21 protein-coding genes are annotated in these 23768 nt (G+C 53.6%); 13 read left to right on the forward strand and 8 right to left on the reverse strand.

The features are described from left to right. Positions 1-218 precede the first annotated feature (218 nt). From BMW31_RS09265 to BMW31_RS09280, 4 genes are all read left to right on the forward strand, one after another. On the forward strand, positions 219-2165 hold the full coding sequence (locus BMW31_RS09265) for a glycogen debranching enzyme N-terminal domain-containing protein (protein WP_091824558.1): 1947 nt from the start codon (positions 219-221) through the stop codon (positions 2163-2165). Positions 2166-2183: 18 nt separating this feature from the next. Next, complete coding sequence (locus BMW31_RS09270; protein ID WP_091824561.1) at positions 2184-3452, forward strand: glycosyltransferase family 4 protein; 1269 nt, start codon at positions 2184-2186, stop codon at positions 3450-3452. A 33-nt stretch (positions 3453-3485) separates the two neighbouring features. Beyond that, on the forward strand, positions 3486-4955 hold the full coding sequence (locus BMW31_RS09275; protein ID WP_091824564.1) for a glycoside hydrolase family 57 protein: 1470 nt from the start codon (positions 3486-3488) through the stop codon (positions 4953-4955). A gap of 704 nt (positions 4956-5659) precedes the next feature. Next, entirely contained in the window at positions 5660-6253 is a 594-nt protein-coding gene (locus BMW31_RS09280) for a sigma-70 family RNA polymerase sigma factor (protein WP_091824567.1), read from the forward strand. Here the strand turns inward: BMW31_RS09280 and rpe are convergent. Together rpe and BMW31_RS13590 are read right to left on the reverse strand one after the other, a co-directional pair. Further along, entirely contained in the window at positions 6250-6906 is a 657-nt protein-coding gene (gene rpe, locus BMW31_RS09285; protein WP_091824571.1) for a ribulose-phosphate 3-epimerase, read from the reverse strand. The genes BMW31_RS09280 and rpe overlap by 4 nt on opposite strands. Positions 6907-6921: 15 nt before the next feature. Further along, positions 6922-7047: a hypothetical protein gene (locus tag BMW31_RS13590; RefSeq protein ID WP_255404924.1), complete on the reverse strand. Its 126-nt coding sequence runs from the start codon at positions 7045-7047 to the stop codon at positions 6922-6924. A gap of 467 nt (positions 7048-7514) precedes the next feature. On the opposite strand from BMW31_RS13590, the gene trpD reads away from it, so the two are divergent. The 7 genes from trpD (at position 7515) to BMW31_RS09320 (ending at position 14312) form a co-directional block, all read left to right on the forward strand. Next, the gene (gene trpD / locus BMW31_RS09290; RefSeq protein WP_091824574.1) at positions 7515-8519 is read left to right on the forward strand and encodes an anthranilate phosphoribosyltransferase; all 1005 of its coding nucleotides are present in this window, start codon (positions 7515-7517) and stop codon (positions 8517-8519) included. A gap of 6 nt (positions 8520-8525) precedes the next feature. Continuing rightward, positions 8526-9335 carry an indole-3-glycerol phosphate synthase TrpC gene (gene trpC / locus BMW31_RS09295; RefSeq protein WP_091824578.1) on the forward strand — a complete coding sequence of 270 codons (810 nt, stop codon included), beginning with the start codon at positions 8526-8528 and terminating at the stop codon, positions 9333-9335. Positions 9336-9406: 71 nt separating this feature from the next. Next, on the forward strand, positions 9407-10102 hold the full coding sequence (locus tag BMW31_RS09300) for a phosphoribosylanthranilate isomerase (protein ID WP_091824580.1): 696 nt from the start codon (positions 9407-9409) through the stop codon (positions 10100-10102). Next, a complete protein-coding gene (gene trpA / locus BMW31_RS09305) occupies positions 10099-10875 on the forward strand; it encodes a tryptophan synthase subunit alpha (RefSeq protein WP_091824583.1) in 777 nt (258 codons plus the stop codon). Before BMW31_RS09300 ends, trpA begins: the two co-directional genes overlap by 4 nt. A gap of 245 nt (positions 10876-11120) precedes the next feature. Then, complete coding sequence (gene trpB / locus BMW31_RS09310) at positions 11121-12326, forward strand: tryptophan synthase subunit beta (RefSeq protein WP_091824586.1); 1206 nt, start codon at positions 11121-11123, stop codon at positions 12324-12326. Next, on the forward strand, positions 12313-13725 hold the full coding sequence (locus tag BMW31_RS09315; protein ID WP_091824589.1) for an anthranilate synthase component I family protein: 1413 nt from the start codon (positions 12313-12315) through the stop codon (positions 13723-13725). The genes trpB and BMW31_RS09315 overlap by 14 nt, the downstream gene beginning before the upstream one ends. Continuing rightward, a complete protein-coding gene (locus tag BMW31_RS09320) occupies positions 13722-14312 on the forward strand; it encodes an anthranilate synthase component II (protein WP_091824594.1) in 591 nt (196 codons plus the stop codon). The genes BMW31_RS09315 and BMW31_RS09320 overlap by 4 nt, the downstream gene beginning before the upstream one ends. On the opposite strand, the gene BMW31_RS09325 is transcribed toward BMW31_RS09320, so the two are convergent. Then, positions 14302-15564, reverse strand: a complete 1263-nt coding sequence (locus BMW31_RS09325; protein WP_091824597.1) for a hypothetical protein — start codon at positions 15562-15564, stop codon at positions 14302-14304. The two genes, BMW31_RS09320 and BMW31_RS09325, sit on opposite strands and share 11 nt — an antisense overlap. 360 nt (positions 15565-15924) lie before the next feature. Here BMW31_RS09325 and BMW31_RS09330 point away from each other — a divergent pair, with 360 nt between their 5' ends. Next, positions 15925-16560 carry a UpxY family transcription antiterminator gene (locus BMW31_RS09330; RefSeq protein WP_091824600.1) on the forward strand — a complete coding sequence of 212 codons (636 nt, stop codon included), beginning with the start codon at positions 15925-15927 and terminating at the stop codon, positions 16558-16560. 45 nt (positions 16561-16605) lie between these two features. Here BMW31_RS09330 and BMW31_RS09335 read toward each other — a convergent pair whose 3' ends face one another. From BMW31_RS09335 to BMW31_RS09350, 4 genes are read right to left on the reverse strand one after another with little or no spacing between them, the layout of a single operon-like run. Beyond that, on the reverse strand, positions 16606-18174 hold the full coding sequence (locus BMW31_RS09335; protein WP_091824603.1) for a peptide chain release factor 3: 1569 nt from the start codon (positions 18172-18174) through the stop codon (positions 16606-16608). A gap of 7 nt (positions 18175-18181) precedes the next feature. Next, positions 18182-19081, reverse strand: coding sequence for a dTDP-4-dehydrorhamnose reductase (rfbD, locus tag BMW31_RS09340; protein WP_091824607.1), 900 nt, complete (start codon positions 19079-19081; stop codon positions 18182-18184). 28 nt (positions 19082-19109) lie between these two features. After that, on the reverse strand, positions 19110-19661 hold the full coding sequence (locus tag BMW31_RS09345; protein ID WP_091824611.1) for a DUF4924 family protein: 552 nt from the start codon (positions 19659-19661) through the stop codon (positions 19110-19112). Positions 19662-19705: 44 nt separating this feature from the next. Beyond that, positions 19706-20374 carry a LysE family translocator gene (locus BMW31_RS09350; protein WP_091824614.1) on the reverse strand — a complete coding sequence of 223 codons (669 nt, stop codon included), beginning with the start codon at positions 20372-20374 and terminating at the stop codon, positions 19706-19708. Between the two features lie 165 nt (positions 20375-20539). Between BMW31_RS09350 and BMW31_RS09355 the strand changes: the two genes are divergently transcribed. Continuing rightward, positions 20540-21520 carry an ROK family protein gene (locus BMW31_RS09355; protein ID WP_091824618.1) on the forward strand — a complete coding sequence of 327 codons (981 nt, stop codon included), beginning with the start codon at positions 20540-20542 and terminating at the stop codon, positions 21518-21520. 405 nt (positions 21521-21925) lie between these two features. On the opposite strand, the gene BMW31_RS09360 is transcribed toward BMW31_RS09355, so the two are convergent. Then, a complete protein-coding gene (locus BMW31_RS09360; protein WP_255404925.1) occupies positions 21926-23698 on the reverse strand; it encodes a chloride channel protein in 1773 nt (590 codons plus the stop codon). Positions 23699-23768 lie beyond the last annotated feature (70 nt).

Genomic DNA, 23768 nt, shown 5'->3' on the forward strand with positions numbered 1-23768 from the left:
ATCATAACTTTCTGCTTGCAAAATTACTATATTTTTTCTTCATTTAGCATTTATTTGACGAATATATGCCTTAAAACACAAAATACGAACTTTAAATGCAAAAAAGCAAGCGATAATTTTGTGTGAGCTGTATTTTTTATTATCTTTGAAGCAATGGATTGCGAGTGTGTTACAACAACCTCGCTATAATAGTTGACAAATTTAAACCTTAATAGACTATGAGTTATCTACGATTCGAGAAAGCTCTGATGACTAACCTGGAGGAGTCTTTACCGAAAGAGTTGCTTCGCACCAACCGTTCGGGAGCCTATTCTTGTTCTACGATTGTGGATTGCAACACCCGCAAGTATCATGGCTTGCTGGTGGTTCCCATTCCGGAACTTGATGACGACAACCATGTCCTGCTTTCGTCTATGGACGTTACGGTCATACAGCACGGGGCAGAATTTAATCTCGGTCTCCACAAGTATCAGGGCAACAACTTCAGTCCGAAGGGTCACAAGTACATCCGCGAGTTCGATTGTGACCGTGTTCCCACCACGCTTTACCGTGTCGGTGGAGTACTGTTGAAGAAGGAGGTAGTCTTCCAGCACTATGAAGACCGCATCCTTATCCGCTACACGTTGGTAGATGCCCACTCGGTAACTACGCTTCGTTTCCGCCCGTTCCTCGCTTTCCGCAGTGTCCGGCAGTTCACCCATGAGAACTCTACTGCCAGCCGCGATTACAGCGAAGTGGAGAATGGCATCAAGACGTGCATGTACGCCGGCTACCCCGACCTGTATATGCAGTTCTCCAAGGGTAACCAATTCGTTTTCCAGCCCGACTGGTACAGGGGCATCGAATACCCGAAGGAACAGGAGCGGGGCTACGCCTCCAACGAGGATCTCTATGTTCCGGGCTATTTCGAGATGAACATCCGCAAGGGCGAAAGCATCGTTTTTGCCGCTTCAACGACTGAGTCCCGGACCGGAACGCTGAAACATATCTTCCAGAAAGAAGTTGACGAGCGTTCTCCTCGCGACAATTTCCTGCACTGCCTCATCAATGCTGCCCATCAGTTCCATCTCCGTGTCAAGGACGACGAGCGTTACATCCTGGCCGGTTATCCCTGGTTCAAGAGCCGGGCACGTGATACGTTCATCGCATTGCCGGGCCTTACGCTTTCGATAGAGGAAGAAGATTACTTTGAACTCATCATGAAGACGGCCGAAAGGGGCCTGCGCGAGTTCATGGAAGGCAAGCAGCGTACGGTCTGTCTCTATGAGATCGAGAAGCCCGACGTGATGCTGTGGGCCATCTGGGCCATCCAGCAATATGCCAAGGAGTGCGGACGCGACCGCTGCGACAAGATGTATGGCAAGCTCGTTGCCGACATAGTGCAGTTTATAGTCGACGGAAAACACCCCAATCTTACCTACAAGGACAACGGTCTGATATATGCCGACGGTGGTAAGGACAAGCCTATCACCTGGATGAATTCCACGGCCAACGGTCGCCCGATTGTGCCCCGCAACGGCTATATCGTAGAGTTCAATGCCCTGTGGTACAATGCTTTGAAGTTTGCTGCAGGCATGGCGGCCGACAACGGCTATCCGGACTACGCCGAACGGGTAGAGAAAGTGGCCGCCAAGTGTAAGGAGTCGTTCCTCGAAACCTTCCTGAACGAATACGGATACCTGTACGATTACGTTGACGGCAACATGATAGACTGGAGCGTACGGCCTAATATGATATTCGCCGTAGCGTTAGACTATTCGCCGCTTGACCAGCAGCAGAAGAAGAGCGTGCTCGATATATGCACCCGCGAGCTGCTTACACCAAAGGGTTTACGCTCCCTCTCGCCCAAGAGCGGCGGCTATAATCCCATGTATGTAGGCCCGCAGACGCAACGCGACTATGCCTACCATCAGGGTACGGCGTGGCCTTGGCTGGGCGGATTCTACATGGAGGCCTGCCTGAAACTCTACAAGCGTACCCGCCTGAGCTTCATTGAGCGCCAGATGGTGGGCTATGAAGACGAGATGTTCAACCACTGCGTGGGCACAATTCCCGAACTCTTCGACGGCAATCCGCCGTTCAGGGGGCGCGGAGCCATCTCGTTTGCCATGAATGTAGGTGAGATTCTCCGCACGCTGGAGCTTCTTGAAAAGTACACATATTAAATAAGGAGGGACGAGAATATGAAAGTATTAATGTTTGGATGGGAGTATCCTCCTCATGTATATGGCGGCCTCGCCACGGCCAATTACGGCATATCCCAAGGCCTGCACGCACAGGGAGGCGTCGATATCACGCTCTGCTTGCCTAAACCTTGGGGCGACGAAGACCGTTCGGCTGCCAATATCATTGCCATGAACTGCGTGCCCATAGCCTGGCGCGACGTTGATTATGACTATGTAAAGAACCGCATAGGGAACGTGATGAGCCCGGAAACCTATTATGAGCTGCGCGATCACATCTATGGCGACTTCAATTATATGAACGTGAACGATTTGGGTTGCATGGAATTTGCCGGCGGCTATCCTTCAAATCTGCACGAAGAAATCAACAACTATTCTGTTATTGCGGGCGTGGTGGCCCGTTCCATGGACTTCGATATCATCCATGCACACGACTGGCTCACCTATCCTGCCGGCATTCATGCCAAGAACGTGAGCGGCAAGCCGCTGTGCATACACGTTCATGCCACGGATTTCGACCGCTCGCGTGGTCACGTGAACCCTACGGTTTTCTCCATTGAGAAAGACGGAATGGATAATGCCGACTGCATTATGTGTGTGAGCGAGTTGACGCGTCAGACCGTAATCAACCAATACCACCAAGACCCACGTAAATGTTTCACCGTCCACAATGCCGTGTACCCGCTGAAGCAGGAGTGGGCCGACATACCCCGGCCCGACCACATCGGCAAGGAGAAGGTTGTTACCTTCCTGGGTCGCATCACGATGCAGAAAGGTCCGGAGTACTTCGTAGAGGCTGCCAGCATGGTGCTGCACCGCACTCGTAACGTACGCTTCTGCATGGCAGGGTCGGGTGACATGATGAACCAGATGATTTATTTGGCTGCTGAACGCGGCATAGCCGACCGTTTCCACTTCCCGGGCTTCATGCGCGGCAAGCAGGTTTACGAGTGCCTGAAGGATTCCGACGTATATGTCATGCCCTCGGTGAGCGAACCTTTCGGCATTTCTCCACTGGAAGCCATGCAGTGCGGAACACCTTCTATCATCTCCAAGCAGAGCGGCTGCGCCGAGATACTTACCAACTGTATCAAGATAGACTATTGGGATGTAAACGCATTGGCCGACGCCATCTACAGTATCTGTCACAACGAGAGCCTGTTCCGCTACCTATCCGAGGAAGGAAAGAAAGAAGTTGACCAGATAACATGGGTGAAAGTGGGCGCCTGGATTAAGGAACTTTACGAGCACACCTTAGGTTGGAAGTAATAAAATAACAAATAACCATAAATCAGAATCAAAATGAAAACGATTTGCTTATATTTCGAGATACACCAGATTATCCATCTGAAGCGTTACCGTTTCTTTGATATCGGTACCGATCATTACTATTATGACGACTACGAAAACGAGCGCAGCATAACCGAAATAGCCGAGCGCTCGTACATGCCGGCCCTGAACACGTTGCTGCAGATGATTAAGGACAGTGACAAAGCCTTCAAGGTGGCCTTCTCGCTCTCCGGAGTTGGCTTTGAACAGCTGGAGAGTCATGCTCCGCAAGTGTTGGAGAAACTGCAGGAACTCAACGAGACCGGATGCGTGGAATTCCTGGCCGAGCCTTACTCACACGGTCTCTCGTCGCTGGTGAACGAAGAAAGTTTCGCCGCCGACATCAAGAGACAGATGGAAATGGTAAAGGAATACTTCGGCCAGAAACCGAAAGTTCTCCGCAATTCCGGGCTCATCTACAGCGACGACATCGGCTTGCAGGCCTCGCAACTCGGCTTCAAGGGCATGCTGACCGAAGGTGCCAAGCATGTATTGGGCTGGAAGTCACCCCACTATCTCTATCATTGTGCCATGGCACCCAACCTGAAACTCCTGCTGCGTGACGTGAAGCTGAGCGACGACATATCCCTGCGGTTCAACAACAGCGACTGGGATGAGTATCCACTCTTTGCCGACAGCTACATTGATGAGATATCCCGCTTCCCTGCCGAGGAGCAGATAATCAACATCTTCATGAACCTCTCCGCCATCGGAATGGCGCAGCCGCTGTCCAGCAACATTCTGGAATTCCTCTCCGCGCTGCCTGCCTGTGCCAAGGCCAAGGGCATTACGTTCTCCACACCGACCGAACTCTGCATGAAGATGAAGAGCGTGGGGCAGCTGGATGTGCCCGACACGCTGTCGTGGATGGACGAGGAGCGCGACGTGTCGACCTGGTTGGGCAACCAGATGCAGCGTGAGGCATTCAACAAGTTGTACAGCGTGGCCGACCGTGTGCGTATTGCCAACGACCCGCGCATCAATCTCGACTGGAACTACCTGCAGGCAACCAACAACTTCCGCTTCATGACCACCAAGCCTTCGGGCGTGGGTATCGACCGCGGCATCTACAGTACGCCGTTCGACGCATTTACCAATTACATGAACATTCTCGGCGATTTCATCAACCGCGTGAACAGTCTTTACCCCGAGGATATAGACAACGAGGAGCTGAACAGCCTCCTCACCACTATCCGCAACCAAGGAGAAGAGATTGAAGTAAAGGAGAAGGAAATCGTGCGTTTGCAGGCCAAGATAGACAAAATAGAAGCAGCCAGCGACAAGCTGCGTGACAAACTCGACATGAAACCCGAGGTGAAGAAGCCTGCAGCCAAAAAAACTGCAGCCAAGAAAGCCCCTGCCAAGAAGGCGGTAGCAGCGGTGGCTGAAGTTAAAACGGCAGAACCGGCAAAGGCAGAAACCAAAGAACCGGCTGCCAAATAAGCCAACGCGAGTTTTTATTCATGAGAGGCCCCTGTTCCTATAGAGAGCAGGGGCCTTTCTGGTTGTTCCCTGCCGGCTCGTAGGAAACGGCCGGCAGCTGCATTCCCGGATGCCGAGATGCCTGCTGTTTCATGCAGTTCGGGTGCCGGATAGCAGGTTCCTGGCGTGCTGAAGCTATGCTTCGGGAACTTTCGACAAGTGTCGCACGATTGTGTGACAAGTGTCTAATGATTGTGCGACACTTGTCAAAAGTTCCCGCCGGCAGCTGATTACACCCCCAAATCACATCCGGCAACACTCCGGAACGGGCGTTTGCCACAGACAGCCGGGCATGCGCAGGCCTGAAAGCAGATTGTTACAGCGAAGCGGAGGGCTCTTAATGGCACTGTTTATCGTGCATTTCGGCTTCCCGGTGCGCTTTAATCGAGAGGCCGCATGTGTTAATTATCTCATTTTTAGGTAGAAATATTTGCTTTTGTGGAATATATATTTTATATTTGCTGCATGATTTTAAATGATTTCGAAGTTTCGAAATCGTCCCTCGAGGTTGGTAGCTTCCTGCGCCAACCTCTTTTTTATGGTAAATTATTTGGCTGTATGGAGAAAAGTATTTATCTTTGTCGCAAGATTAATTAACACATTAAATACAATAAAATCACGTTGCCTATTGACAGAACATTTACTTAATACAAAAATCTTAAGGAATGAACAATCTTGAGACAATGAGCGACGAAGAGTTGGCTCTTTCGTACATAGATGGAAACAATAGTGCATTCGACATTTTATTGCAGCGCAATGAGTCGAAAGTCTTCTCTTATATATTGTTTGTCGTACACGACAAGGAGAAGGCCAATGACATCTTCCAGGAAACTTTTGTGAAGGTGATAGTGAAGTTGCGCCAAGGCAAATACACCAGTAACGGTAAGTTCAGTGCGTGGGTTTTGCGCATTGCACGCAACATAATGCTTGACGGTTTCAGGGAGCAGAAGCGCGATAACGTGGTCGAGGCGCGGCAGGATAACGACCTGTCGAACTTCGGTTGCGAGATGCTCGACGGCAATATCGAGAACAAATTCATCAATGACCAGGTGCTGCTCGATGTGAAGAAGATGATGAACCTGCTGCCCGAAACGCAGCGCGAGGTTGTTTTTATGCGCTTCTATCAGGACATGTCGTTCAAGGAAATTGCCGAGGTAACTAATGTAAGCATCAATACGGCACTGGGGCGCATGCGCTACGCCATCCTGAACCTGCGCCGTATGGCCAAGACATACGACATAGCGCTGCAGCTCGATTAGGGGTGCAGCTCGCGCAGGGCGTGGATGGTAGAAAGCGGGTCGGTTGACTTGAACACGAAGCTGCCGCTCACCAGCACGTCGGCTCCAGCCTTTACCAGCCGCGGGGCGGTTTCGGCTTGCACGCCGCCGTCTACCTGTATCAGGGCGTGACTGCCTTTCTGGCGGATGATTTTCTTCAGTTTTTCAATTTTGCTGATGGTGTTCTCAATGAATTTTTGGCCTCCGAAACCCGGGTTCACGCTCATCAGCAGCACCATGTCTACATCCTGTATGATGTCTTCGAGCATGCTGACGGGAGTTGACGGGTTCAGGGTAACGCCGGCCTTCATTCCGTGGGTGTGTATATCCTGTACGGTGCGGTGCAGATGAGTGCAGGCTTCGTAGTGCACGTTCATCATCATGGCGCCCGTTCGGGCTACCTGTTCGATGTAGCGTTCGGGCTGCACAATCATGAGATGTACGTCGAGCGGCTTCTTGCAAACCTTGGCCACGGCTTCAATGACGGGGAAACCGAAAGAGATGTTGGGCACGAACACGCCGTCCATCACGTCCATGTGAAGCCAGTCGGCCTCGCTTCTGTTTATCATTTCCACCTCTTCCTGCAGGTGCAGAAAGTCGGCCGCAAGCAGCGAGGGAGATATAATTGTTTTCATAGTCAGCGTGGTTCCTTAGTTCAGGCAGTAGCTCTCGTTTCGCCCGTTAATGTTGACTACACGGTAGGTGTGGGCTATCTGTCTGATGAGATTTAGGGTCTGCTCCGACGGTTTCATTTCTTCAGGGGTAAAATACTTCATAGGCTTTTGTATAAGTTGTCTTTATTAAAAGAACGTTACACGTATGTCTTTATTACATGCAGGCCCACTTTTTTCGGTACGGGCATGCTTGCTGCGCAGTGGGAGAGTGACAGATGCGATACTGCTGCAATGCTTTTGCCGTTGCGCAGCAAACCGTAGACAACTATATATAATAAGGAGAAAATGTTAAAAACATAACAATCCGTAATTTTTATGCCCCGTATGTTTGCTGTTTCGGCAGATTAATGTATCTTTGCAAGCAATTAACAACAAACAGCGAGATGATGACATTTACAGTATCTACTTCTTGGTGGTGGCGTAGCTCAAGATTAAATAAGTCGTGAGTCGCGAAGCCGTGTAGATATAAATCAACCGAAAGATATCCCGAGAGGCCTGCCGTTCTTACGACAGGCCTCTTTCTTTTTGGCGCTGACTGAACAGAACAATCATCAAAAATACAACGAAATATGAAAGCTAAAGACATTTTCAACAGGTTGCTGAACCACGAGGAGCTCACTCGTGAGGAGACTAAGCAGATTCTGGTGGGCATTACCCGCGACGAGTTTTCAACCGAGGAGATTACCGCTCTGCTCACTGCTATCCAGATGCGGGGCATCACCGTAGACGAGCTATTGGGCTTCCGCGAAGGCATCTTGGCCACAGGAGTGCCCGTGCCGTTGGATTGTGACCGCTACATCGACGTGGTTGGAACGGGCGGCGACCGCAAGAATACCTTCAATATCTCTACTACGGCCTGCTTTGTCATAGCCGGCGCAGGCTACAAGGTGGCCAAGCACGGCAACTACGCGGCAACTTCAGTGAGCGGAGCGTCGAATGTCATCAAGGAGCACGGCGTGGTTTTCACCGACGATATCGACAAGCTGAACCGCTCACTCAACGAGGCAGGCATCGTGTACCTGCACGCCCAGCTCTTTGCCAAGGCCATGAAGTTCGTCGGCCCCATCCGCAAGGCGTTGCCGTTTCCCACGTTCTTCAATCTTCTGGGCCCCATCATCAACCCTTCGAAGCCGCAGTGCCAGCTGCTCGGCACGGCCAATCTGGACCAGATGAGGCTCTACAACAGCGTTTATCAGAAGATAGGAATCGACTACGGCATCGTGAACAGCATCGACGGATACGACGAGATATCGCTCACGAGCGACTTCAAGGTAACCACCAACCAGTATGAAAAGGTCTTCAAGCCGGCCGATTTGGGTTTTGAACTTGCCAAACCCGAAGAGCTGGTGGCAGGAGCAACCGAGGAGGAGGCCGCCGGAATATTCGACGCCGTACTGGAGAACCGCGCCCTCGCGGCACAGAAGAACATCGTGCTGGCCAATGCCGGCTTCGGCATACAGGTCATGGAGAAAGGCCGCAAGCCCATAGAAGAGTGTATCGACATGGCCCGCGAGAGTCTGGAGAGCGGCAAGGCGTACGCTACATTCAGGAAATTTGTTGAACTGAATTCATAAACACGCATGGATATACTCGAAGAAATAGTAGCAAACAAGCGCCGTGAGATGGAGCTGCTCCTGCAAACCAACTCGCTTGAGCAGCTGTACAGGCTCACGGAACCCCTGCTCGCCGAGCCCGTGCCGTCCATGCGCGAGGCGCTGATGCAGTCCGGCACGGGCATCATAGCCGAGTTCAAGCGCAAGTCACCGTCAAAGGGATGGATACACGAGGATGCCAATGCCGAGAAAGTTCCATTGAGTTACCAGCACAACGGGGCAGCTGCAGTGAGCATACTGACCGACAACCGCTACTTCGGAGGCCGCGATGAGTACATCAGCACGGCCCGCCGGTCGGGCGTCACGCTACCTATATTATATAAGAACTTCATCGTCCACGAGCTCCAACTCTGTCAGGCGCGCCTCTGCGGAGCGTCGGCCGTGCTGCTCATAGCCGCCGTACTGCCCCTTGAAACCTGCCGCGAGCTGACACAGAAAGCCCATAAACTGGGCTTGGAAGTGCTGTTGGAGATGCACGGCGAGCACGAGTTGGATTACGTGGAGATTGCTCCCGACATGTACGGCATCAACAACCGCGACCTGGGAACTTTTCACACCGACGTTGAGAACAGCTTCCGCCTGGCCAGCCGGCTGCCCGCAGCTGCGTGTAAGGTGAGCGAGAGCGGCATTGGCAGCGTGCAGACGGTGCTCCGACTGCGCGAAGCCGGCTTCCGGGGGTTCCTGATGGGCGAGCATTTCATGCGCTCCGCAATGCCCGGAGAGGCGCTGGGCGACTTCATCAACACGCTTTCGGCAGTCCCGAAAGACGGAAATTGAAGCGAAAGACCTGATATTTCAGGAAAAAGAATTACCTTTGAAACAAAAATACAAAACAGCAAATGAAACGAATGATGATAAAGGTATGCGGCATGCGCGAGCGAGACAACATTGCCGCCGTGGCCCAGTTGGATATCGACATGATGGGTTTTGTGTTCTGGCCGCAGAGTCCCCGCTACGTCAGAATGATTTCTTCAGCGGCCGGCATCATACCCGACTACTCCGAGGAGCGGCTCCGCCGGAGCCGGGGAGAGCAGCTGCGCGACGCCAGCCGGCAGCCTAAACGGGTCGGGGTGTTTGTGGACGACATGCCGCAGAACATCGTGACGCGCGTCTACAGCTACCGTCTCGACTTCATCCAGCTGCATGGCGACGAGCCGCGGGAGACCTGCGAGAACCTGCGCAGCACCCTCGACCCTGACATCAGGCCCGGCATAGGCATCATCAAGGCCATCAGCGTGGCCTCGCCGGCCGACCTGCGCAGGTGGAAGGACTATGCGGGAGCCGTTGACATGCTGCTCTTTGACACGAAGTGCAGCGGCAAGGGCGGGAGCGGGAACAGGTTCGACTGGAGACTGCTGAGCGAATACGACGGCGACATACCTTTCCTGTTGAGCGGCGGGATAGGGCCCGACGACGCCGAAAGCATCCGCTCCGTGGCCCATCCGATGATGGCCGGCATCGACCTGAACAGCCGTTTTGAGACCCAACCGGGCCTGAAAGACGTGGAAAAACTAAGAAATTTTATTGAAACAATCAGACAATGAACAAGATAAACCAGCTTTTCAGCAGCAACAGAGACCGCAAGATCTTCTCCCTGTACTTCTGTGCAGGCTGTCCGGAGGCCGACATCACGGGCCCGGTCATCAAGACTCTCGAGTGCCGCGGGGTAGACATGATAGAAGTGGGCTTCCCCTTCAGCGACCCGCTGGCCGACGGTCCTGTCATCCAGAACGCTGCCACGGTGGCGCTGAAGAACGGCATGACGCTCACCAAACTCTTCTCCCAGCTCGCCGAAATCAAGGCCGACGTGCACATACCGCTCATCCTCATGGGCTATCTTAACGTGGTGATGCACTACGGCATCGAGGCTTTCTTCCGCAGTTGTGTGGAGAGCGGCGTCTCGGGAGCCATCATCCCCGACCTCACCTTCGATGATTACGAGGCGGTGGTGAAGCCCGTCGCCGACCGTTACGACGTGCGTGTAATCATGATGATTACGCCGGAAACGTCGGAAGAGCGCATCCGCTACATCGACAGTCATACCGACGGCTTCATCTACATGGTGAGTTCGGCCGGCACAACGGGCACCCGCCAGAGCTTCGACGACGGTCGGCAGGCTTACTTCCGCCGCATCGACGCCATGCAACTGCGCAATCCCCGCATGATAGGGTTCGGCATCAGTAACCGCCAGACGCTGGAGAGTGCCCGCCAATATGCCGCCGGAACCATCATTGGAAGCAAGTTCGTAACCCTGCTCAACGAGACTCATGACGCCGACCGGGCCCTGGATTTGCTCCAAGACGCATTGAGCTCATAATCAGCAACTTACATCCATCGCAGTAAAAGCTATCCTTCAAGGCCCTTGAAGCATACCTTCAAGGCGCTCGGAGCATAGCTTTTGGAGGCTTGAAGCATAGCTCTTTCTGATAAGGAGATGGCCTCCTTACGATAAGGAGATGGCCTCACTACGATAGTGAGATGGCCTCCTTACGATAGTGAGATGGCCTCACTACGATAGTGAGATGGCCTCACTGCAAGTAATACATTAATTAAGAATAGCAAATGAGTGATTTTTTAGTAGACAACAAGGGGTTCTTCGGCCGTTACGGCGGCGCCTACGTACCCGAAATATTGTATAAATGCGTGCACGAACTGCAAGATGCCTACCTCCCGATAATCGAAAGCAAGGAGTTCAGAGACGAGTACCATCAGCTGCTGCGCGACTATGTGGGCCGTCCGTCGCCGCTCTACGAGGCCCGCAGGATGAGCAGCAAGTACGGTTGTCGCCTGTTTCTGAAGCGCGAGGACCTGAACCACACGGGCGCTCACAAGATAAACAACACCATCGGACAGATACTGCTGGCCCGCCGCATGGGCAAAACACGCATCACGGCAGAGACCGGCGCCGGCCAGCATGGTGTGGCCACGGCCACCGTATGCGCACTCATGGGCATGCAGTGCGAGGTCTTCATGGGTCAGACCGACGTGCAGCGGCAGCACACCAACGTAGAACGCATGCGCATGCTCGGCGCCACCGTGCATCCCGTAACAACGGGTAACATGACGCTGAGCGATGCTTGCTCGGAGGCGATACGCGACTGGTGCAGCCATCCTGCAGACACTTACTATCTCGTGGGCTCAACAATGGGCCCCCATCCTTACCCCGACATCGTGGCCAGAATGCAGAGTGTTATCTCCGAAGAGATAAAGTGGCAGCTGCTGGAGAAGACGGGCCGCGACTATCCCGACTACCTCGTGGCCTGCGTGGGAGGTGGAAGTAACGCCGCGGGAACCATTTACCATTACGTTGACGACGACCGCGTGAAGATTGTCCTGGCCGAGGCGGGCGGTCACGGAACCGATACCGCCTACACCGCAGCCACCATACACTGCGGCACGGAGGGCATTATCCACGGCGCGCGGACGCTCGTCATGCAGACCGATGACGGCCAGATAAAGGAAGCCTTCACCATTTCGGCCGGGCTCGACTATCCCGGCATTGGCCCCATGCACGCCAACATGGCCGACAAAGGCAGGGAACAAGTGCTCGCTGTGAACGACGATGAGGCCATCTATGCAGGCTACGAGCTCACGCGCATGGAAGGTATCATCCCCGCCATAGAGAGCGCCCATGCCGTGGCTGCACTGGGTAAGATGCACTTCAAGCCCCAGGATGTGGTCGTGCTCACCGTCTCCGGCCGCGGCGACAAGGATGTGGAAACTTATCTGAACAACAAACCTATGGCTAAAGAGTATGGCAACTTCTAATCAACTGTTCAGCTTCCGGACCGCCTCACGCACCGTGCTGGCCGACCTCCACACGCCAGTTGGCGTCTACATGCGGCTGCGCGACCTCTTTCCACAGAGCGCGCTGCTCGAAAGTTCCGACTATCACGGCACCGAGAACAGCCGTAGCTTCATCTGTATTCATCCCCTTGCATCGTTCGCAGTGAGTCATGGAGAGGTGCTGACCACGTTTCCCGACGGCTCCGTTGCCACCTCGCACCTGCCCGCTGCAGGTTGCAAGGAGGCCGTAGCCAATGCGCTCGATGCCTTCCTGCATGCCTTCAGCATTACGGGAGAGGGCAGCCGGTTCTGCGGAATCTACGGTTACACGGCCTTCAATGCCGTGCGCTACTTCGAGAACATTGCTGTAAAGGACACCAGAATGGCTGAAAACGATGCGCCCGACATGCTCTACATTCTCTATCAAGACCTGATCGTGTTCGACCACTTCAACAATCGCATGCAGCTCATCACGCTCTCCGACGAGGCTCATCTTGACGAGCTGGAGCGGCTCATGGCCCGTGCCAACGTGCAGCCTTTCGGTTTTCGTCCCGTTGGAGACATCCGCAGCACCCTCACCGACGAGCAACACAAGGCCAACATACGCCGCTGCGTGCAACATTGCCTGCGCGGTGACGTGTTCCAGATTGTTGTTTCGCGCCGGTTCATGCAGAAGTTCGAGGGCGACGACTTCAAGCTCTATCGTGCCCTGCGCTCCGTTAATCCAAGCCCGTACCTGTTCTATTTCGATTTCGGAGGCTTCCGTATCTTCGGTTCCTCGCCCGAGACGCACAACCGGATTGTGGGCAACAGGGCCTTCATCGACCCCATTGCAGGCACTACCAAGCGCACGGGAGACCCGGAAAACGACCGCCGGAACGCCGAATTCCTGCGCAACGACCCCAAGGAAAACGCCGAGCACGTGATGCTGGTGGACCTGGCACGCAACGACCTGAGCCGTAACTGTCATGGCGTAAAGGTCGATTTCTACAAAGACATGCAGTTTTACAGCCACGTTATCCACCTGGTGAGCCGGGTGAGCGGTACGCTGAATGAGGACGCCAAGCCCGTAGCAGAGTTCATAGACACCTTTCCCGCCGGCACGCTTTCCGGCGCTCCGAAGGTCAGAGCCATGCAAATCATCAGCGAACTGGAACCCCACGACCGCGGCGCCTATGGCGGTTGCATCGGCGTGATAGGCTTTAATGGCGAGCTGAACCAGGCCATCGTTATCCGCACTTTTGTGAGCCGCAACGGCGAACTGTGGTTCCAGGCCGGCAGCGGTGTGGTGGCCAAGAGCAACGACGAGTACGAACTGCAGGAGTGTAACCATAAACTGGGAGCCTTGGTGAAGGCCATCCGCATAGCCGAAAAGATATGAAAGTAGTAGTGATAGATAATTACGATTCCTTTACCTATAACCTCGTACATCTTGTAAAGGAGCTGGGAGCGCAGGTAACTGTGTTCCGCAACGACAGGTTTGACCTCAATCAGCTGGACAGCTTCGATAAAATCATCCTTTCGCCCGGCCCCGGCATTCCGTCGGAAGCGGGCCTGCTGCTCGACGTTATCCGTGCTTATGCCGGCCGCAAGCCCATCTTGGGCGTCTGTCTGGGCCATCAGGCCATCGGCCAGGTGTTCGGGGCAAGGCTCGTGAACCTCTCCGAAGTGTATCACGGAGTGGCCACTGAGGGCCGACGGTTGGGCAATGACTACATCTTCAGGGGGCTGCCCGGGCGGTTTATGATGGGCCGATACCACAGCTGGGCGGTAGAGCGAGAGGGGCTGCCCGACTGCCTCGAGGTTACTGCCGAGAGCGATGACGGCTGCATCATGGCGCTTCGCCACAGGCAGTACGATGTCCGCGGCATCCAGTTTCACCCCGAGAGCGTACTCACACCCGATGGAAGAAAGATAGTGGAGAACTGGTTGCAGGGGCCCGGTGCTGCCTGCATGGCTACTTCCTGACCGCTTTCCGCCCGCCCGTGATGTAGATGCCGGCAGGCAGATTGCGCCAGGGGGCGGTCTGGCGGATGCCCTGCAGATTGTAGACGGCAGGCTCCGAACCGGCTTCTTCCGGGCCTGCAACAATTGCATTGAGGACTTCGGAGCCGTTCACCATCAGCCTGACAGCGTTTTTATTGGCCTCGTCAACGGCCACCATCCATTTATAGGGTTCTACCGCCACGTCGCTTTTAAGCTGCGTGCAGCGGTAGAAACCGTCTTTCCACAGTATATAATAGTTGCTTCCACCTACGTTTTGCCTGCCGTACAGGCAGTGAATAACCACGCTGCCTGCCGCAACCGGTACGTCGGCATCGGCCTCGTTGTGGCCGAAGTTCACGCCGGTTATCGTGTAGGGGCTCTTGCTGAAGGTTCCCCGAAGTAAGTAGGGACGGTTTGCCCGCAGCGGTTCATGGGGCGCAACTTCCACGAACGAGAGCGTCTCTGCCGTGGCCTGCCGCAGCTGGTAGGCCGTGGTGCCGGTGCCGAACACCTGCCGGTAGTCCTTCACATCGAACGGCAGGACGAGCGTGTTGTAGTAACCGTCGTAGAAAGTGCGCACGAACGAGACGCTTCCCTTGAAGTTTTCTACTCCCGGCAAGTCCTCGTTTTCGTTCAGCGTCATGGTCTTTTCCGGTTCTCTGGCTGTGCCCTTGTACAGTTCAATCTCCTCTTCGGCATCGCATCTAGACTTCAGCCGGTAGCCTTTCGACTGCTCCTGATGCACCAGATACAGTCCTCCAATCTTGATGAACAGTCCGCTCGGCCGTTGCTCAAACGTAACCGTAAAGTCTTTGTTGTCAGCAGCCTCGCTGCTTTCTCTGAAGAGGTTGAAGCATTCTGTGTGCCTCTCGGGCACCTTAGACACGCATCCCACGTACTTTCCGCTGGCCACGTTACGCATCAGCCAGCGGCTGTCGGCCTTCTCGAAGCGAAAGGTCGTCGTGTTGCCGATGAACTCTGCCGAGACTGCAGGGTAGGAGGTGTCGGCGAAACCGTTGCTGTCGTAGACATGGATGTCGGCCGAAAGCTCCTCGTTCCAAAGCCGCGGCACGAGCGTGTGATAGTATTGGTCGGTACGGAAGGTGATGACGAAGGCGGAGCTGTCGTCTATTTCGCTTGCCGTAGCTACGCGGTGCCACTCCAGTTCCTGCGCAGGGGCGAGCAGACTGCAAAGCAGCGAGAGGAGGAGCAGATGGAGATGCAGTTTCTTCATGGATGGTTCGTTTACACGGCAAATATAACACAAATAGCTTGAAGTATCAAACAAAGCGGACAAATTAACGTTATCAGACGTGCTGAAGCAGTGCTTCGTGAACTTTCGACAAGTGTCGCACATGAATTTGACACTTGTCGCACGATTGTTTGACAAGTGTCAAAAGTTCCTCCCTGTTGCCGATAATCTCCCTGCAGCAGCCTCAACTGACCCTTAGCAGTAGCCATTCAGGCCTGCCGCGGCCTCATGGTACAAAGCAAGAAAAAGGAAAGAAAGGGGGCAACGGCCGCTTTTTTGAGCTTGCTAAATTTGGTTTTTCAGCATAAAATCATTACATTTGCATCATATTTAGCATACTGTATGGACTTAAATCCAGACAAAAATACAATTAGAGAGCAAAATACGGACAGCGAGAATCCGCTGTTTACCGCCGAGATAGCAGACGACAACTGTACTTGGTATGCGCTGCGACTGTTCACGCTAAGGCTGAAACAGGTTGCACAATACTTCAAGGACAAAGGCCTAACTTATTTTGTGCCAATGGAATATACTGATATCGTTGACCCAAAGGAACAGAAAATAAGGCACGTACTGCGCCCCGTAGTGCGCAATCTGCTGTTTGTGAAAAAGGACCGTGACGAGCAGTTGCTGCGTAAGGTGATAGCCGATGCACCGTTCAAGTTGAGCGTTGTCCGCAAGTCGAAGGACGACAGCGACTTTTATGAGATACCTGCCAAGCAGATGTACGAGTTCCAGGTGATGTGTAATCCGGAGATAGAGATGCGCAAGTACTTGCGTGAAGACGAGGCAAAGCTCAAGTCGGGCACGCCCGTCTTGGTGACACACGGACTGCTGAAAGGCCTTACGGGCAAGCTGGTGCGTTCCAGCAAGAAGTATTATCTGCTGAAGGAAGTGCCCGGAATGGCGGTGATGATAAAGGTTTCGAGATGGTGCTGCGTCCCGATTGAGAAGCAGCAAAGCGGAAAAACCGAATGAACTGAAAGGTTCCTCTCCACAAGGAGAATTTTAGCTCGCAGTGAGCTAAAATTCTGATGTAAAGTGGAACTTAATATGCTTGAAGTCTTGCTGGGCCATGCTCAGCACGTAGCCCGAGTCGGCCAGGAACACATCGCGGCCTTCGGTGTCCTTGGCCATGTACTGGTACTTGCGTTTCTTGAAGTTTTCCAGCTCGCTGTCGTCGTCGGCTTCAATCCAGCACGCCTTGTAAAGGTGCACCGGTTCCCAGCGGCATTTGGCGTTGTACTCGTGCTCCAGGCGGTATTGAATGACCTCGAACTGCAGCTGCCCCACGGTTCCTACAACCCTGCGGTTGTTGAACTGGTTGACAAACAGCTGGGCAACGCCCTCGTTCATCAGCTGCTCCAGCCCCTTCTGGAACTGCTTCGACTTCATGGGGTCGTCGTTCTCAATGTATTTGAAAAGCTCTGGCGAGAAGCTCGGCAGTCCGCGGAAATGCAAGTCTTCGCCTTCGGTGAGCGTGTCACCAATCTTGAAAGTGCCTGCGTTGTCGGGTAGTCCTACGATGTCGCCGGGATAGGCTTCATCGACCGTGCTCTTGCGCTGTGCCATGAACTGCGTGGGTGAGCTGAAGCGCAGCGTCTTGCCCAGGCGGACGTGCTGGTAAGGCTGGTTGCGAACGAACCTGCCCGAGCACACCTTGCAGAATGCTATGCAGCTGCGGTGGTTGGGATCGATGTTGGCGGTAATCTTGAAGATGAACCCCGTGAACTTGGGTTCTTCGGGTTGAACCATCCGCTCCTCGGCCTTGGTGGGCTTGGGGCTGGGAGCTATCTCCACGAAACAGTTGAGTAGCTCCTGTACACCGAAGTTGTTGAGGGCCGAACCGAAGAACACCGGAGCTACTTCTGCCGAGCGGTAGCTGTCTACATCGAATTCGGGATAAACGCCGTCAACAAGTTCCAGGTCGTCGCGCAGCCGCTTGGCATAATCTTCGCCAACGTGTTCTTCGAGGTCCTTGCTTTGGATGTCGACCGCAACTTTTTCGGTTACGCGCTGCTTGTTGGGCGTAAAGAGGTTGAGTTGCTGCTCGTATATGTTGTACACTCCTTTGAAGCGCAGACCCTGTCCGATAGGCCAGGAGAGCGGACGGACCTTTATCTGCAGCTCTTCTTCAAGCTCATCGAGCAGGTCGAAGGGGTCGCGGCCCTCGCGGTCCATCTTGTTGATGAAGATGATTACAGGCGTATTGCGCATGCGGCATACCTCCATCAGCTTGCGGGTCTGGGTCTCCACGCCCTTTGCTGAGTCCACAACGATGATGGCGGAGTCAACAGCAGTGAGCGTGCGGTAGGTGTCTTCGGCAAAGTCCTGGTGTCCCGGCGTGTCGAGAATGTTGACTTTATAGCCCTCGTAGTCAAACTCCATGACCGATGTTGACACCGAGATGCCGCGCTGCTTCTCAATATCCATCCAGTCGCTGGTGGCCGTCTTGCGTATCTTGTTGCTCTTTACGGCTCCTGCAACCTGTATCTGACCACCGAAGAGGAGGAACTTTTCGGTCAGTGTTGTTTTGCCCGCATCCGGGTGAGAGATAATGGCGAAGGTTCTTCGCCGCTGTATTTCGTTCATTGCCTGCTCAAATGCTTTGGTTTGCTTTCAGTTTCCCGATACACGTGTGGAGTGAGTCGGTCCAGTAAGGTATCTTGATGCCGAATGTTTCTTTTATCTTTGTCTTGTCGAGAACGGAGTAGGCAGGGCGCTTGACAGGCGAGGGAAACTCGCTGCTGTGGCAGGGTTGGATGTCGCATGTGGTGTTTCCGGCCTGGCGGGCAATCTCTTTCGTGAAGTCAAACCATGAGCAAACACCCTCGTTGGAGAAGTGGTAAATGCCGGTGTTGTTCTCGTATTTCCTGTTCTCAACGATGTTGTAAATGGCTTCAGCCAGGTCGCCGGCGTAGGTAGGTGTGCCGCATTGGTCGAATACAACTTGCAACTGGGGCTTGGTTTGGGTGAGGTTGAGCATCGTCTTGACGAAGTTGTGGCCGAATTCGGAGTAGAGCCATGCCGTGCGGATGATGATATGGTCGACGCCGGTGGCCTGAATTTTCTGTTCTCCGTGCAGCTTCGTCAGTCCGTAAACACCCGTTGGCGTGCCCTGCTGGTCTTCTTTGCAGGGCGTATTGTAGGGATCTCCGCCGAATACATAGTCGGTGCTGATGTGTACGAGCAGGCCTCCCACTTCCTTCATGGCAATGGCCAGGTTCTCGGGTGCAGTGGCATTCAGTGTTTCCACGATGTCACCGGCCGTTTCGGCTTTGTCTACATTCGTATAGGCAGCACAGTTGATGATGCAATGGATGTTGTTTTCGCGTACCGCGGAGCGTATGTCCTCTATCCTCGTAATGTCCAGAATGGTGGTCTGCAAGCCTTCGGTAGCAACGACGTCGGTAAAGAGATAGTGGTCTTTAGACTTGCTGCTGACGAGCCTGATTTCGTTTCCCAGTTGCCCGTTGGCGCCTGTTACTAATATATTCATATTGCTTTAAGTTTATGACTGTTGATAGTTAGCCGAGCTCTCCCCAGTCAAGACCCTCCTTGTGGTCCTTGATGTAGTAGTCGGAAAGCATGCCGATGAACGTCGTTATTTCCTGAAGGGCGTGCTCGGTCTCGGCCGTAATCTCCTTGTGTTGTAAGCGGAGCATCATCACACCGTACAGAGCATCGAAGCAAGTCTCTATCTCGTTCACCTCACTGTCGCCCTTTTGGCGCAACTCGACGATAAAAGGCAGAACCTTGTAGTACTCTGCGTTGTAGTACGGAAACTTGGGTGATTCGAGCAACTGGATGTGTAGGTCGATGATGTCCTGTAGCAGCACCTGGTTAATTTGCAGGTGTCCTTTCTCCCGTTTGCCTTCCTGGTTCATCATGGTAACCATGTTCCCGAACCAGTCTGCTTCCTCTTCTTTCTGTTCTTCGGTATAGTCGAACCGGCTGATATACTCCCTGCGAATGCGCGTAAGCGAACAGTCGTAGGCGCGGATGACGTCTTCTATCTGCCACATGTAGAGCAGATATTCGGCTATTGATTTCTTTCTTAGTTCCTGAGCAATGTACATATATTGGCAAAAAAGCTGATGAATGGCAAGCGCACCGGCCGTCCTTAATAATGGAACGTGTAGAGATTGAATATCGTTCCTACGAGAATGATGAGCGATATCAGGATAACGACGCTGCCTATAACCTTGTTGATAATCTGAATACCGAAGTTATCGAACTTTCCCCGCACCTTGTCAATGAGCCAGGTAAGGCCGAACCACCATACCAGTGCGCCGATGATGATGCCCAGAAAGCCAAACCCCATCTCCACCGGGCGGTTGGGTATCACGAAGCCTAACTGTGCAAAAGCGGCCATGAAGAGAAAGATGATGAGGGGATTGGAGAACGTCACAAGGAAAGCCGTAATGCCGTTGTGCCACAGCGAGCCTTTCTTCTTGCCACTGATGTGCATGTTCTTCGTCGGGTCACTTCTGAAGCAGTAGACTCCGAAGAGCAGCAGAATGACGCTGCCGGATATCTTCAGCCAGAAGAAGTTCGTGGGATTGGTAATCAGATCCATCACGAAGCTCATGCCCAAACCCGTTATCAGGGCGTAGATAATGTCGCTCGCAGCGGCTCCCACGCCCGTAACAAAGCCATACCATCGGCCTTTGTTCAGCGTTCGTTGTACACACAACACACCTACAGGACCCATTGGGGCAGACGAAATGATGCCGATGAGCAGGCCTTTGAAGATGATGTCAAGTATGTCTATATGGATAGGAAATGGCATGTCTTTGTTCTAATTCGGCTGCAAAGTTACTCAATTTACCCGAGAATAGATAACCGGAGGATGAAAATAATGGATTAGCAAGTGAAAAAAAGCGTAATAAAAGTTTGGTTTCATCTACTTTTTTGTACCTTTGCCTGACATCTATTAATTCTAAACATAGTAAACATGGGAACAGAAGAATTGAAGCCGTACGTTATCGGCTTGGATCTTGGAGGAACCAACTCCGTCTTTGGAATTGTTGACAGTCGTGGTGAAATCAAGGCAACTACGGCCATCAAGACACAGGCTTATCAGGATGTGAACGACTATGTGAATGCTTCGGTCGAGGCACTCCAGGCCATTATAGACATCGATACCGTAGGAGGCATTGAGAACATCAAGGCCATGGGCATTGGTGCTCCTAACGGAAACTACTACAGCGGCACCATAGAGTTTGCGCCGAACCTGATATGGGGACACAATGGAGTTGTTCCCTTGGCCAAGTTGTTCTCCGATAAATTAGGCATTCCGGTGGCCCTCACCAACGATGCCAATGCAGCCGCAATCGGCGAAATGACCTATGGCGTGGCGCGAGGCATGAAGAACTTCATCATGCTTACATTGGGAACGGGCGTTGGCTCGGGCATAGTTATCAACGGGCAGGTTGTTTACGGCTGCGACGGCTTTGCCGGCGAGCTGGGCCATGTGATTATGCGGCGCGAGAACGGACGCCCCTGCGGCTGCGGCCGTACGGGTTGCCTGGAGGCTTACTGCTCGGCTACGGGCGTGGCACGCACGGCTCGCGAGTTTCTTGCTACACGCGATACAGACTCGCTCCTGCGCCAACTGAAACCCGAGGACATAACTTCGCTCGACGTCTCCATTGCCGCCGGCAAGGGCGATGAGCTTGCAAAGGAAATCTACGAGTTCACAGGAGAGATGCTGGGCGAGGCTTGTGCCGACTTTGCAGCTTTCTCCTCACCCGAGGCGTTCATATTCTTCGGCGGTCTGACCAAGGCCGGCGAACTCATCATGGAACCCATCCGCCGCAGCTATCAGGAACATGCACTGAACATCTTCCGCGACAAACCGAAGTTCCTTGTTAGTGGTCTCGACGGCTCTTCGGCAGCAGTGCTCGGTGCATCTGCCGTGGGTTGGGACCTCTAACGCCGTAAGCAGCAGGCGGACTGCGCTCTTGCAGCCCGTGCGCAGCGGTGTTTTCAGTTGCACAAATCCCGGATTTCAGTCCGTAAGTATTCTGATACGACGGACTGAAATCCGGGATTTTGCGTTTATGCACGTTGAGAATCGGAGCCTAAAAAGAGCAGGGAATGGTAGAATACTCATGCCAGCCAGGTGTTCGATGGCCTCCGTTTTTAGTCTCAAAGCTATGCTTCGGGAACTTTCGACAAGTGTCGCACATGAATTCGACAAGTGTCACACAATCGTGCGACAGGTGTCGAAAGTTCCTGACTGCCACATTCCGCACCTTTAAATCTGCCCTGCTGCACTCTGGCAAAGGGCGTACTGAACCGATAAAGGGGGCCGATGCAGTGGCATGGGCGGGCGAAACTACTCGGCAGAGTAGTCGGCTACGAGCTTGCGATACATGGAGTACATGCGCGTGCGGGATATGTAACCTATCATTCTGTTGTCCAAATCGACAACGGGCAGATAGCTCGCGTTGGTCTTCTCAAACTTTTTCATGGCTTCTTCCATCGGGTCGTTCACGCCCAGTGTGGCCGGTATTTCCGTCATAACCTGCCGGACGGTGAACTTGCTGTACAGCTCCGTGCGGAATACGATGTGCCTTATCTTGCGTATGTCGACTTCTCCCAGCAGCGTGCCGGCGTGGTCCAGCACCGGCATGAAGCTGGTGTGGCTGTCGCTGATGGCGTGAACGAGTTTGCCGAGCGGCATTTCCGGCGTTACCGATGAGTATTCGCGCTCTATCACGCTGTCTAAGTTCATGAGCGTGAGGATGGACTTGTCCGTGTGGTGAGTTAGCAGTTTGCCCTCCCTGGCCAGTCGCATGGCGTAGATGCTGTGAGGTTCGAAGATGCTGATGGCCATGACCGAAACCACGCTGACAATGATGAGTGGCATGAAGAGCTGGTAGCCGCCCGTGAGTTCGGCTATGAGGAACACGCCCGTGAGCGGCGCGTGCATCACGCCGGCCAGCACTCCGGCCATGCCTAAGAGGGTGAAGTTCTTCTCCGGAATATAGACGCCTATCTGCTGCATGTTCCAGATGCGGGCGAAAAAGAACCCCGTAAAACCGCCTACGAACAGCGACGGCGCGAAGGTTCCGCCGCAGCCACCGGCGCCGTTGGTGGCCGATGTGGCAAATACTTTGGTTAACATGACGAGCCCGATGTAGACAATCAGCAGGTTGCCGTGGCCGTAGAAGAGCGAGTTATTCATCACTACGTTCCAGTCGGCCTCCGTTTTACCGTTCAAAAGAATGCCCAGCGTGTCGTATCCTTCGCCGTAGAGAGAAGGGAAGAGGAAGATGAGAATGCTGAGAAGCAGACCGCCCGAGATGAGCTTGAGATAGGGATGGCGCTTCATGTTGGCAAAAACATTCTCGCAAGCCGTCATCATCCGCATGAAGTAAAGACCCGTAATAGCGCAGAAAATGCCGAGCAGAATGCTGGCCGGAACACGTTCCAGCACCCATGCGGAGTCCAGGTGGAAGGAGAACATGGAGCTTTCGCCCACGAAGATGTAGGTAAAGCAGGTTGCCGTTACGCACGCCGTGAGGATAGGAATGATGGAGGCCATGCTCAGGTCTACCATCAACACTTCGAGCGTAAACACCATTCCGGCCATCGGGGCCTTGAAGATACCGGCGATGGCGGCCGCTGCTCCCGCTCCCACAAGCAGCAGGAGCTGCTTGTTCTGCAGCTTAAAGAACTGGCCCAAGTTGCTGCCTATGGCCGAACCTGTGAGCACAATGGGAGCCTCGGCACCAACGGAACCGCCGAAACCGATGGTGATGGCCGATGCGATGACCGACGACCAGCAGTTGTGAGCCTTCAGGCGGCTTTGCTTGGAGGATATGGCGTAGAGCACGCGCGTAATGCCATGAGAGATGTTATCCTTGACAATGTACTTGATGAAGAGGGAGGTCAGGTAGATTCCTACAACCGGGAAAAGCAGATAGAGCCAGTTATAGGACGTGCTGGTAAAGCCTGCCGTGAGCAGCATCTGTATCTGCCTGATAATCCAGTGCAGGGCATAGGCGGCCACGGAGGCAAAGAAGCCGATGAAGAAAGACAAGATAATCGTCATCTGTCTGTCCGACAGATGCTCCTCTCTCCAGCTTATAATCTTTTCAATCATAGTGACAGGCAGGTTTCAGAGATGCCCTGCAGACAGGCCGGCCCCCTCCGGATGGCCTGCCGGCGGTACG

The organism is Prevotella sp. kh1p2, from assembly GCF_900111525.1.
Lineage (GTDB): Bacteria > Bacteroidota > Bacteroidia > Bacteroidales > Bacteroidaceae > Prevotella.

What these genes read in the sequence shown, in the direction of transcription:
- BMW31_RS09265 (WP_091824558.1), top strand. Translation starts at nt 219, where the DNA reads ATGAGTTATCTACGATTCGAGAAAGCTCTGATGACTAACCTGGAGGAG.
- BMW31_RS09270 (WP_091824561.1), top strand. Translation starts at nt 2,184, where the DNA reads ATGAAAGTATTAATGTTTGGATGGGAGTATCCTCCTCATGTATATGGC.
- BMW31_RS09275 (WP_091824564.1), top strand. Translation starts at nt 3,486, where the DNA reads ATGAAAACGATTTGCTTATATTTCGAGATACACCAGATTATCCATCTG.
- BMW31_RS09280 (WP_091824567.1), top strand. Translation starts at nt 5,660, where the DNA reads ATGAACAATCTTGAGACAATGAGCGACGAAGAGTTGGCTCTTTCGTAC.
- rpe (WP_091824571.1), bottom strand. Translation starts at nt 6,906, where the DNA reads ATGAAAACAATTATATCTCCCTCGCTGCTTGCGGCCGACTTTCTGCAC.
- BMW31_RS13590 (WP_255404924.1), bottom strand. Translation starts at nt 7,047, where the DNA reads ATGAAGTATTTTACCCCTGAAGAAATGAAACCGTCGGAGCAGACCCTA.
- trpD (WP_091824574.1), top strand. Translation starts at nt 7,515, where the DNA reads ATGAAAGCTAAAGACATTTTCAACAGGTTGCTGAACCACGAGGAGCTC.
- trpC (WP_091824578.1), top strand. Translation starts at nt 8,526, where the DNA reads ATGGATATACTCGAAGAAATAGTAGCAAACAAGCGCCGTGAGATGGAG.
- BMW31_RS09300 (WP_091824580.1), top strand. Translation starts at nt 9,407, where the DNA reads ATGATGATAAAGGTATGCGGCATGCGCGAGCGAGACAACATTGCCGCC.
- trpA (WP_091824583.1), top strand. Translation starts at nt 10,099, where the DNA reads ATGAACAAGATAAACCAGCTTTTCAGCAGCAACAGAGACCGCAAGATC.
- trpB (WP_091824586.1), top strand. Translation starts at nt 11,121, where the DNA reads ATGAGTGATTTTTTAGTAGACAACAAGGGGTTCTTCGGCCGTTACGGC.
- BMW31_RS09315 (WP_091824589.1), top strand. Translation starts at nt 12,313, where the DNA reads ATGGCAACTTCTAATCAACTGTTCAGCTTCCGGACCGCCTCACGCACC.
- BMW31_RS09320 (WP_091824594.1), top strand. Translation starts at nt 13,722, where the DNA reads ATGAAAGTAGTAGTGATAGATAATTACGATTCCTTTACCTATAACCTC.
- BMW31_RS09325 (WP_091824597.1), bottom strand. Translation starts at nt 15,564, where the DNA reads ATGAAGAAACTGCATCTCCATCTGCTCCTCCTCTCGCTGCTTTGCAGT.
- BMW31_RS09330 (WP_091824600.1), top strand. Translation starts at nt 15,925, where the DNA reads ATGGACTTAAATCCAGACAAAAATACAATTAGAGAGCAAAATACGGAC.
- BMW31_RS09335 (WP_091824603.1), bottom strand. Translation starts at nt 18,174, where the DNA reads ATGAACGAAATACAGCGGCGAAGAACCTTCGCCATTATCTCTCACCCG.
- rfbD (WP_091824607.1), bottom strand. Translation starts at nt 19,081, where the DNA reads ATGAATATATTAGTAACAGGCGCCAACGGGCAACTGGGAAACGAAATC.
- BMW31_RS09345 (WP_091824611.1), bottom strand. Translation starts at nt 19,661, where the DNA reads ATGTACATTGCTCAGGAACTAAGAAAGAAATCAATAGCCGAATATCTG.
- BMW31_RS09350 (WP_091824614.1), bottom strand. Translation starts at nt 20,374, where the DNA reads ATGCCATTTCCTATCCATATAGACATACTTGACATCATCTTCAAAGGC.
- BMW31_RS09355 (WP_091824618.1), top strand. Translation starts at nt 20,540, where the DNA reads ATGGGAACAGAAGAATTGAAGCCGTACGTTATCGGCTTGGATCTTGGA.
- BMW31_RS09360 (WP_255404925.1), bottom strand. Translation starts at nt 23,698, where the DNA reads ATGATTGAAAAGATTATAAGCTGGAGAGAGGAGCATCTGTCGGACAGA.